The sequence below is a fragment of the Coprococcus sp. BIOML-A2 genome (assembly GCF_009875795.1).
Taxonomy (GTDB): domain Bacteria; phylum Bacillota; class Clostridia; order Lachnospirales; family Lachnospiraceae; genus Coprococcus; species Coprococcus aceti.
In genome coordinates this window covers 76,263-88,445 of sequence record NZ_WWSI01000001.1, presented here as the reverse complement: position 1 = coordinate 88,445, position 12,183 = coordinate 76,263, and the positions used below count along the sequence as shown (strand labels likewise).

Below are 12,183 nucleotides of genomic sequence, written 5' to 3'. Positions count from 1 at the left end.
ACATAAAAAACTTACTAAGAGCACAAAATACAAAAATCTATAAATCCCCTATTGACGAAACATGTTTCATATGATAATCTTAATGCAAATGAAACATGTTTCATTTAAGCGCTTATGAAATGTGTTTTATCGGAACAATATGAATGATAGCGAGAATTAACAAGAGGGAAAATTCAAAGCAAGAAAAGGAGAAAAGGTTATGAGAGCAAAGAAATTAGTAGCATGTGCACTTTCAGCAGCTATGATGCTGGGACTTGCATCCATGACAGGATGTGGTTCAGCAAAGAAGGATTACGATCTGTATATTTACAACACAAAGTCCGAGATCGCAGACAGTATCCAGGATCTGTGCAAGGATTATGAGACAGAGACAGGAGTTAAGGTTAAGGTTTACACATGTGGTACACAGGAGACCATGGAGACACTCAGATCTGAGATGAATTCCAAGAACTATCCTACACTGTACGCGATAAATCAGGCACAGTTCACAGAGTGGAACGAGGGCGGATTTGTACTTCCATCAACATCAGTAAATAATGAAGAATTAAAGTCAATCTACGATTCAATTCCAGAGAGCATGCAGCTCGCAGATGAGAGCGGAGCAAGCTGCGGAATCCCTTACAACGTAGAGGGTTACGGACTTATCGCAGATACGCAGATGATATGTGATGTATTTGGACTTGACAGCGCAGACGCATTTGTCGCTGATTACAGAAGTGCCAATTATGAAGAGTTCACAGGCATGATCAAGGCAATCGATGATTACATAAACGGCAAGGGTGGCGAGAAGGTTACACTTTCAGGCAATGCATACACCACGGCAAAGGACAAGACAGCCACAACAGAGAACATGAACGGAGTATTTGCAATCGCAGGCGCAGAGAAGTGGACATATGCAAACCACTATACAAACTACGCACTGAATGCAGTATTCCCTAACTACAATGCAACGGCAGCAGCTACAAAGGAAGATGTTGATAAGCTTGAGGAGCCACTTGTAAAGATGGTTCAGGAGCTCGATATGCTTTCAAGCTACACAGCAGGACCAAGCGGCAAGGTAGAGCGTGGATCAGAGTACATCAACTCAACAGTGACAGGATATGATCAGGCAGTTCAGACATTTGCCGAGGGTAAGGCAATGTTCATCAAGCAGGGTAACTGGGTATACGGAACCATCGCAGGTGTGGATGCAGACAAGGCATCAAGACTTACGATGCTCCCAATGAAGGTCAACCTTGAGCAGAGTGACATCTCAGCTGAGGGCGTTACAGTTGACAAGATGAACAGCTCAATCCCTGAGTTCGTTTCACAGTATTACGTTATCAACAAGAAGGATTCAGAAGAGGAGCAGAAAGCCGCTGAGGACTTCCTTGTATGGCTCTACACATCAGATACAGGAAAAGATTACATCACAAACAAATTCGCATTTGTCCCATTCAACGCAGACGAGAGCGAGAAGCTTGAGAATCCGCTCAGCAATTCACTTGTATACTATATGAGCAATGACCTTGTGATGGGCAATGACTTCGATGCTTTCCCTGAGTCATGGGGACTCAACACCATCGGTGCAACTATTCAGGAGCAGTTGTTTACAAATCCTGATCAGTGGGATGAGAACACTATAAGAACAGGTGTGGAAGATGCACTGACAAAGTGGAAGGACAGCATCAAAGAGTAATCGGTGTTCAATGGGATGTGTCAGGTTTTCTATGAAAACCTGACATGTAGCGCCAGCCATTTGCCGAAGGCAAATTTTGTATGGCTGGTGTTCAATGTAGGAAAGGAAAAACTATGAAAAGATTTTACAAGAGAAAATTCTGGTTTATGGTTCTGCCTTCTATAGTGTTGTTTCTGCTGGTTATCATAGTTCCTTTTATAGAGGGTGTGATCTACTCCTTCACCGAGTGGAGAGGTTCCTACTTCGTAGGTGGGGAGCACTGGTGGAATGCACTGGTGGGACTTAAGAATTATACAAGCATATTCAAGTCGAAGGATTTCCTTCAGTCACTTGGATACACGGCCATATATGCTGTACTCGCAGTAATAGCACAGAATGTTGTCAGTCTTCTTCTGGCACTCATGATCAAGAAGCTTACCAAGGGCAAGGGACTTTTCAGAACGGTACTGTTCCTTCCATATGTACTTGGAATGCTCGCCATGGGTTATGTATGGCGTTTCATATTTGAAAATGTATTTTCACAGACGCTGTTCGGAACAGACGGTGTGGTACACGTAGAGGTGCTCAACAACATGCTTCAGAATCAGTGGAAAGCACTTCTGGCATATGCGATCGTTGGTGTGTGGCAGGTTGCAGGTTACTATCTGATAATCTACCTCAACGGACTCAACAATATTTCAGAGGATATTTATGAGGCTGCCAGAATAGATGGGGCTACGGGCTGGACAAGCTTCAGGAAGATCACACTTCCGCTTCTCATGCCTTCATTTACGATAGTGCTCTTCATGTCACTGGCAAACAGCTTCAAGATGCTTGATCTCAACGTTTCACTGACAGAGGGCAATTTCGGAACGACCATGATATCCTACATGATACTGAAAACAGTAAGAGAGAGCTCTCCTCCGGCATACGGAGAGGCACAGGCACAGGCAGTTATATTCTTCGTTATCATTGCAGTTATATCTATAGCTCAGGTAATGATCACTAAGAGAAAGGAGATCGAATCATAATGGGAGTAAGAGGCAAGATCAAAAGAGCAATCATAGTGGTTATACTCGCTGTATTGGCAATCGTGACCATATTCCCGATATGGTTCCTGATCGTCAATTCATTCAAGGGACAGCAGGAGATAGTTGCATCTCCAATAGCTCTCCCGAAATCATGGAATCTGGACTATCTGAAGAATGCAGCTGAGCAGATAAATCTCGGCAGCAGCCTGCTTCAGACAGTACTCATAACAGTTGCGGCAGTGGCACTTATCGTGGTCATATCTTCATTTGCCGCATGGGCAATTGCCAGGACAGATTCCAAGGTGGCAAATATACTCTTCATCGCATACACAGCAGCCATGCTCATACCTTTCCAGTCAGTTATGTACCCATTGGTATCGCTGATGGACAAGCTGGGACTCAAAAACACACCGGGGCTGATCCTCATGTACGGAGGCTTTGGAATCAGTATGTCGGTTCTGCTGTACAGAGGATTCATCAAGAGTATCCCGCTGTCACTTGAGGAGGCAGCCATGCTCGATGGAGCAAATATATTCCAGATATACAGATACGTTGTCATGCCGCTCTTAAAGCCAACGACCATGACAGTTGTCATCACAAACGCAGTGTGGATATGGAACGATTACCTTCTTCCATTCCTCGTAATAGGAAATAACGACAAAAAGACGCTCACGCTGAGCTTATATTATGCAAAGAGTCTGTCAGGACAGTACGGAAATCCTTGGGAGCTCATCTTCCCTGCGGTACTTCTCTGCATCATCCCTATCGTGATCATATTCATCATACTTCAGAAGAATATCATCGAGGGAATTTCAGCCGGAGCTGTGAAAGGATAAACATAAAATATGGACAGAAAATGGTGGAAAGAGGCGGTATTTTATCAGATATACCCTAGAAGCTTCTATGACAGCAACGGAGATGGAATAGGAGATCTGAAGGGAATAACTGAGAAATTGCCGTACCTCAAAAATCTTGGCGTGACCGCTGTGTGGATATGTCCATTCTTCAAGTCGCCTATGAAGGACAACGGATATGACATATCGGATTACTACGATGTGAATCCTGAGTTTGGAACCATAGAGGATGCGGATGAACTTATAAGACGCGCAAATGAAAATGGCATCAAGATCATCATGGACATGGTCATCAATCACACATCAGACCAGCACAGATGGTTCCAGGAGGCGTGCCGGGACAGACACAGCAAATACAGAAATTACTATATATTTAAGGACAACATAGATGGACTTGCAGATCTCAGATCTAATTTCGGTGGAAGCACATGGACACAGATTGAGGATGGCAGCTGGTATTTCCATTCATTTGCGAAGGAACAGCCGGATCTCAACTGGGAATGTGAGGAGATGAGACAAGAGCTCTACGACATGATGAATTGGTGGCTTGACAAGGGAGTTTCAGGATTCCGAATGGATGCCATCACATTTATCAAGAAAGACCTCTCATTCCCGCCTATGCCGTCAGACGGCGAGGACGGCAGATGCGATGTTGGCAAATGCTGCCTCAACAGGCCGGGAATAGATGAGTTCCTTCACGAGTTAAAACTCAACACATATGGCAGAGGAGACTTTGTGACTGTCGCAGAGACTCCTGGAGTTCCAAATGAGGATTTGGACAGATATATTGGGAGAGATGGACATTTTTCCATGATATTTGACTTTAGCTACACAGATATAGATATCAATCCGGGCGATCTCTGGCTGCACCAGAGAGACTGGACGATAGAGGAATTCAAGGACAAGCTGTTCACCAATCAGAGACTTGTGAAAAAGATCGGATGGGCAGCAAATTACCTGGAAAACCACGATCAGCCTAGAAGTATAGGCAAATACTTCCCGGCCGGTGATATTCCTGAATACAGAACACAGATGGCAAAGGCGCTGGGTGCGTTGTTCTTCTTCCTGAAGGGTACGCCGTTTGTATATCAGGGACAGGAACTTGGCATGATAAACACTCATTTTGACAACATAGATGAGCTGGACGATATCAACTCCAAGGGACAGTTCGCAAGATGCATTGAAGCCGGATACAGCGAGGCAGAGGCGATGGAATCTGTAAATATCAGGAGCCGCGACCAGTCAAGACTTCCGATGCAGTGGAACAGCGATAAGAACTTCGGATTCTCAGTGCATGAGCCATGGCTGGCATGCAACAATCAGTGTGACCTCCAGACAGTGGAGCTTGAGAGCGCTGATAAGGATTCTGTGCTTAACTTTTATAAGGCGATGATACAGCTCAGAAATCACTCGGAGTACACACAGACTCTCATCTACGGAGACCTGGAGGATGTGGAGACGGATAATGCAGGAATCATAGTGTACAGGCGCAAGCCGGTTCAGATTGAGTGTGCATGTGGAACTGGAGCAAATGCAGAAAGCACAGACAGATCGGTATATGTTGTTGTCAACATGACCGGTGAGGATGTGGGCTATGTAATTCCTGAGACTGCGGATGTGCTTATGGGTAATTATGCGGATTACGATGGTACGCTCAGACCTTATGAGACTGTGGTGTACGCGGTGTAGACCGGAGCTGGCAGAAAAAGCCTGAATATTGGTGGAGACTGATTGAAAATTACAGTTGGTCTGGTATCAGTATTCAGGTTTTTTTCATTGTCTGTATACTTTTGGGATACTTTGCTCAAATCTATAGACAAAGTGAATGGATCATTAAATGCAAGATATGTCTTAATGTTCAAAGCGTATTCACAATTCAGAATAATCACCCAACTTAACCATCATCGGTACCATATTTGGTCAACTTTTTTCCATATAAAATCTAATTCCCAGATATTAAAATAACTGTATTAAAAGCAGTCAGACATGAGATTTTAGAGCAGAGGGTGCGCAGTGCACAGGCGTAACGGAGGTTGTCTGCTCAGACAAATAAATGGAGAAAAGGAGTCACACTTATGGGTATTATTTTTCACGAAGAAACAAAGACATTTCACCTTACAAATGGCGAGATAAGCTACATCATGACAGTGCTCCCCAATGGACATCTGGGAAATCTGTACTATGGCAAGGCGATAAGGGACAGAGGGGATTTCTCACATCTGTTGGAGCTTGTCCAGAGACCTATGTTCCAGTATATATATGACGATGACAGACTGTTCTCACTTGAGTCAGTGAAGCAGGAGCTTCCTGTGTACGGAACCACAGACTACAGAGTACCGATGGTTGAGGTACTTCAGTCAAATGGCAGCAGGATATCAGATTTTGTATATGTATCACATGAGGTAAATGAGGGCAAGCCAAAGCTTGAGGCATTGCCGGCAACATACACAGAGAATGATGACGAGGCAGAGACATTGATCGTCACATTGAAGGATTCACTCACAGGCATAAAGGCGAGAATGCTCTATACGATATGGAGCGACAGACCAGTCATAGCAAAGAGTGTGGAGTATGTAAATGAAGGCACAGAGGCGGTACATCTCACCACTGCTTACAGTATGTGCCTGGATCTCCCTGATCCTGATTATCAGTGGATGCAGCTCTCAGGCGCATGGGCAAGGGAGCGCCACATAATAACCAGAGATCTTGAGCAGGGAGTACAGTCCATAGGCAGTAACCGTGGTCATTCATCCCATGAGCATAATCCGTTCATCGTATTGAAGAGAGAGACAACTGACGAGAACCAGGGAGAGGCGATTGGAATAAGCCTTGTATACAGCGGCAATTTCAAGATACAGGCAGAGGTTGACACGAGAAATACAGCCCGCATTCTTGCCGGAATAAATCCAGATACATTTGACTGGAAGCTCGATACAGGTGAGCATTTCCAGACTCCTGAGGCAGTCATCGTATACTCAGATCAGGGACTCAACAAGATGAGCCAGACCTTCCACAAGCTGTATCAGAAGAGACTTGCAAGAGGCGAGTGGAGAGACAAGCCAAGGCCGATCCTCATCAACAACTGGGAGGCTACATATTTTGATTTCACCAGAGAGAAGCTCATAGCCATCGCACAGAAGGCAAAGGAGTGCGGAGTTGAGCTGTTCGTTCTTGACGACGGCTGGTTTGGAGCCAGAACCACAGACCATGCAGGCCTTGGAGATTGGGTTGCAAATCCAGACAGACTCCCGGAGGGAATCACAGGAATTGCAGAGGATATAGAGAAGGTAGGATTGAAGTTCGGACTGTGGTTCGAGCCGGAGATGACAAATAAAGATTCAGACCTCTACAGAGAGCACCCAGACTGGATACTTTCAGTTCCGGGAAGACATGACTCACACGGAAGATTCCAGTATGTTCTGGATTTCTCCAGAAAAGAGGTCGTTGACAGAATATATGAGATGATGGCAAAGATACTCAGCACGGCAAAGGTGTCATATGTGAAGTGGGATATGAACAGAAGTATCACCGAGTGCTATAGTGCGGCTCTTCCGGCTGACAGACAGGGCGAGGTGTTCCACAGATACATACTTGGTGTGTACGATTTGTATGAGAGACTCACAAGCACATTTCCGCATGTACTCTTTGAGTCATGTGCCAGCGGCGGCGGACGTTTTGATCCGGGCATTCTTTACTATGCGCCACAGGGCTGGACAAGTGATGACACGGATGCCATAGAGAGAGTCAAGATCCAGTATGGAACATCCATGTGTTACCCGATCAGCAGTATGGGAAGCCACGTTTCGGTTGTGCCAAATCATCAGACAAGACGTGAGACTCCGCTTAAGACCCGTGCAAATGCTGCATACTTCGGAACATTTGGATATGAGCTGGATCTGAACAAGCTCACAGCCGAGGAGATAGAGGAGGTCAAGGAGCAGGTCAAGTTCATGAAGGCATACCGTGAGGTGATCCAGTACGGAACATTCTACAGGCTTGCAAGTCCATTTGACAATGAGGAGTGCGGCTGGATGGTCGTATCAGACGATAAGAAGACCGCCATCGTTGCGTGGTTCAGAACACTCTACACACCGAACAAATGCTTCACCAGAATGAAGCTCCACGGCCTTGATCCTGATGCGATATATAGCTGCAATGTGCTCGGGGGACAGGCGCTCACAGTGAGCAAGACACCGGATGGAAAGCTGATATATGAGAAAGTGTCAGGAGACAAAGGAGAGGATTCTGCAGTCAATGTCATCGCAGGCCCATCATGCTATGGCGATGAGCTGATGAACCTCGGACTCATCACCAGCGACACATCGGCGGGAGAGATAGTCGGAGAGGATATGCCTTGCGGAGACTATGATTCCAGACTCTATGTGCTCAAGGCAGAGTAAGCGGGTTTGCGAAAAAATTTTCCTGCTTTTTCGGGCAGAAAAAGAAAAAAGACAGTATATCCGAGTCAAAAAACTAAGATAATAAATTCCAAATAACCGCACTCGTGGTCTATAATTGAAATAAGGCAGTTAAGATATGCCTGTATGGGTTATTTCTGACGACCGGCAAAGGGCATGGTACCAGAAAGGCCATAGTGGCAGGACTTCTGGGAATGCTGCCGGATGATACAAGGATTCCGGATGCCCTGGACATAGCAGACGAGCAGATGGCGCTTGAGGTGAAAAATAGACTAAAAATGTAGACAGAAACTATGGCATTTGTCAAATTGCATAAATAAGGTTTTTTTTAGCCTGCAAACATGATATAATTGCATAAAGAATGTTTTAAAAATGCAGTTGGGGATGATCAGATGAGCAACAGGAAGAGAATATGCGTTATAACAGCACAGGTTGAAGAGAGTACACAGAATCGCTTCATGCAGGGATTTCTGAAGCAGGCATATGATATGAATTACGATGTCTGCATATTTTCCATGTTTTTGAAGTACCAGGATTCAACAGACAGGGAGGTTGGAGATTCAAACATCTACAACCTTATTAATTTTAACCTTTTTGATGCTGTGGTATTGTGTCAGGACACCATACAGACTCCGGGAGTCGTAGAAAAGCTGGAGAAGCGCCTGCAGTCAGAATTTGCAAATGGTGTGGTAGTGGTAGTCGACAAAGAGAATAACATATTCCCAACGGTCATGATGGATCATTATACCCCTATAGTAAAACTCGTGGATCACCTTATAGAGGTTCACGGACACAAGAATATATATTTCCTGGGCGGACTCAAAGAGCACATACACTCCAAGCAGCGACTCGCCGGTTACATAGACAGCATGAAGGCGCACAACCTGCCGGTTACGGACGACATGATATATTATGGAACATACTGGTACGACAGCGGCGACTACATGGTGGACGAGCTTGTGAAGGATAAGGAGCATCTGCCGGATGCCATCGTATGTGCAAATGACTGTATGGCCATCGGAGTGTGCACCGCATTTGACAGATATGGAATAAGAGTTCCCGAGGACATAGCCGTGGTGGGCTATGACTCCATAGAAGACGGAAGAAACAGTCCTGTTCCGATCACATCTGCGGACATACCGGCGGATGACTGCGGGCACTACTGTATGAAATATATAGATGCAAAGCTTAACGGACATGACGTACCGGAATTCAAGTCCAACGTGGAGCTGTACATAGGTGGAACCTGTGGCTGTGAGGGCTGGGAACGAGAGACAGTCAGGATCAGAAGAGACAAATGGGAGACAGACCTCTCAGAGACCGGCTTCTACTCTTGCTTCAACAACATGGCGGATGACCTTGTGGCGCAGACGAGCGTGGAGTCATTCTTCGACACCGTGTCGGAATACGTGTACCAGATAAGACCATTTGAGAGCTTCCATCTGTGCCTGAACGACTACTGGAGAAATCCGGAGGTCATGACCGGCGATGAGGCACTTCGCCACGGTTACACAGATCATGTATACAGACTGATAAAGTGTGGCCCGGATGAAAAAGAAGAGAGACACATACGCTACGACGACGTATTCGAGTCTGCGAAGCTGTTGCCGGAGCTGTACGAGGACAGGGATTATCCTACAGCGTTCATATTTACACCATTGTTCTTCCAGGACAGAAGCTTTGGCTATGCAGTGGTGAACTACGGTGCAGAGCCGAGGGTGTACGAAGATGTATACAGATCCTGGATCAAGACGGTTGCCAGGGACATGGAGTCATTTGCAAGACATCAGGGACTCAATGTACTTCTAAACAAGCTTGAGGCGGATCAGATAAGAGATGGTCTCACCGGAATGTACAACTTCAGAGGCTTCATGGGCAGGGCAAATGACATGATAGTCCAGGCCGCTGAAGAGAAGTCCGAGATACTTGTGTTGGCGGTGGATCTGAAGAATACACGCCAGATAAACAGCAATTACGGAAGAACAGAGGGTGACAGAGTCCTGAGCTATGTTGCCCAGTCGATAAATGAGATACTTACCCCATACGAGATATCCATGAGGATGGGAAATGACGAGTTCGTCATAGCCACAGTGGCAAAGAGTGGCGATATCTCAAGGGGAGAATATATAGCCGAGGAACTCAAGAAGAAGCTTGAGGCGGCAAACAGTGGCGGAAAGGACGATTACGAGCTCGGTATATATTACGGATGTAAGAAGGCTCTGGTCAAGTCATCTGCCGAGCTGGAGACCCTCATCAACGATGCGGTCAACCAGAAGAACCGCATAAAAGAACAGAACAATGCCAAGGGACGCAACAAAGCGACGATAACGAACAGGGATCTGGAGAGAGATGAGATAGTAGCTATGATACTGGACAACAACATGCTTACATATCATTTCCAGCCTATAGTAAGTGCCCGTGACGGAAGCATATTTGCATACGAGGCACTTATGAGGATACTGGTTCCTATGAGAATGTCACCCCCTGAGCTTCTGGAGAGTGCAGAGAGACTGAACAGACTGTACGATGTGGAAAAACTCACACTGTTCAACATCGTGGAGATCGTGGCATCGAATCCTGAGATGTTCAGGGGCAAGAAGGTATTTATCAACAGCATGCCGGGGCATATGCTCAACGCACAGGACAGAAATGAATTCATTTCAAAGGTGAAGACGCTCCAGTGTGCAGGCATCGTCATAGAATTTACCGAGGGAGCAGAGCTGTCGGATGCGGAACTGAATGATCTCAAGGCATTCCTCAGAGGAAATGGCATGGAGATCGCCATAGACGACTACGGCTCAGGCTATTCAAATGTAAACAATCTTCTCAGGTATATGCCTGAGTATGTGAAGATAGACAGAATGCTTCTGACAGGGATCGATGCAGACCCACACAGACAGCATTTCGTCAAGGATATAATAGAATTCACCTCGACCAACGACATCAAGGCGCTGGCAGAGGGCGTTGAGACCACGAAGGAGATGAAGACCGTCATCCAGCTCGGTGCGGATCTCATTCAGGGATACTATACCGCCCATCCGAACGCGGAGGTGGTACAGCTCATATCCCCACAGGTTGTGAATGAGATAGTTCAGTACAACCAACAGGAAGAGGTGGCTGAGAACAGCAGCATATTTGTCATGGAGCATGAGAGAAGTGCATCACTTCTGAAGCTCACATCCCGGGGAATCAGGAAGATAGTTGTGGCACAGAGAGCCGGTGGCGACAACAATGTTCGCATAGTCGGCGCACAGGGCTTCAAGTCAGATATGACACTCAAGATAAAGGATGGTTTCACCGGAACCATAGTGCTGCAGAATGTAAGCTTCTCGGGCGACCGTGACAAGCCTTGTATAGACTGCGGTGAGAATACGGATCTGCACATCATGCTTGAGGGTAAGAATTTCTGTAGGAATGGCGGAATAAAGATACCGGAGTCGTCCAGAGTGACATTTATCGGAGATGGGGATATAATGATCCGCGTCAACGGTAACAGCTATTACGGAATAGGCAATGACATTAATTCAAAGCATGGAGTCATGAAGTTCAAGCAGGAGGGCGCCATTAATATAGAAACAAACGGTGTGAACGGAGTGGCAATAGGCGCCGGACTCGGAGGAGATATACGTATAGAGAAGGGACGATACGACCTGTATATCAACGGCGAGAACGGAGTTGCTATTGGAAGCATAAGCACCCCGGTGAATCTGAATCTCCTGCAGGCGGACATAGACATAACCTATGAGGCTGCAAATGGAGTCGCCATCGGCTCGGTGAGCCAGCATGCAGATATCGCGATAAAGAACACATCCATATCGCTCAGAGGATCGGGCAACAGATACGTGGCGGTCGGAACCCTGGACGGAGATGGATGCAGCGTAGATATAAGCAGAGCACATGTGGACATGAACCTTAAGGGCAATTCGTGTATAGCCATGGGATCTGACCATGGAATAGCAGACATACGCATGACGGACGCCAACTCAAGGCTGGCGGTTCAGGGCGAAGCGTGCTTCGCACTTGGAAGCAGAGACGGCACAGGCATGCTGTCCAACAATAATGCAGATCTGAATGTGGTTGTCAGGAATTCACTGAACATAGATATATCCGCGGCAGAGCAGGACATACGTCTGGTGAATGGAAGATACATGTTCATGCTTAACAATGAGAATATAGAGCGCAAGGTAGTAGAGCGTTATTAATTCAAAGGAGTATAAAGGAAT

7 protein-coding genes are annotated in these 12,183 nt (G+C 46.2%); all 7 read left to right on the top strand.

Annotation, left to right across the window (positions count from 1 at the left end):
* The first annotated feature begins 199 nt into the window (after window positions 1–199).
* The gene (locus GT575_RS00395; protein ID WP_161171257.1) at window positions 200–1,678 is read left to right on the top strand and encodes an ABC transporter substrate-binding protein; all 1,479 of its coding nucleotides are present in this window, start codon (window positions 200–202) and stop codon (window positions 1,676–1,678) included.
* Between the two features lie 113 nt (window positions 1,679–1,791).
* On the top strand, window positions 1,792–2,688 hold the full coding sequence (locus tag GT575_RS00390; protein WP_044998090.1) for a carbohydrate ABC transporter permease: 897 nt from the start codon (window positions 1,792–1,794) through the stop codon (window positions 2,686–2,688).
* Complete coding sequence (locus tag GT575_RS00385; RefSeq protein ID WP_004851675.1) at window positions 2,688–3,524, top strand: carbohydrate ABC transporter permease; 837 nt, start codon at window positions 2,688–2,690, stop codon at window positions 3,522–3,524. Before GT575_RS00390 ends, GT575_RS00385 begins: the two co-directional genes overlap by 1 nt.
* Window positions 3,525–3,533: 9 nt before the next feature.
* A complete protein-coding gene (locus GT575_RS00380; RefSeq protein WP_161171256.1) occupies window positions 3,534–5,231 on the top strand; it encodes an alpha-glucosidase in 1,698 nt (565 codons plus the stop codon).
* Window positions 5,232–5,617: 386 nt separating this feature from the next.
* Complete coding sequence (locus GT575_RS00375; protein WP_161171255.1) at window positions 5,618–7,942, top strand: alpha-galactosidase; 2,325 nt, start codon at window positions 5,618–5,620, stop codon at window positions 7,940–7,942.
* Between the two features lie 134 nt (window positions 7,943–8,076).
* Window positions 8,077–8,244, top strand: coding sequence for a serine dehydratase beta chain (locus GT575_RS00370; RefSeq protein WP_082431301.1), 168 nt, complete (start codon window positions 8,077–8,079; stop codon window positions 8,242–8,244).
* Between the two features lie 108 nt (window positions 8,245–8,352).
* On the top strand, window positions 8,353–12,162 hold the full coding sequence (locus GT575_RS00365) for an EAL domain-containing protein (RefSeq protein ID WP_161171254.1): 3,810 nt from the start codon (window positions 8,353–8,355) through the stop codon (window positions 12,160–12,162).
* Window positions 12,163–12,183: the final 21 nt, after the last annotated feature.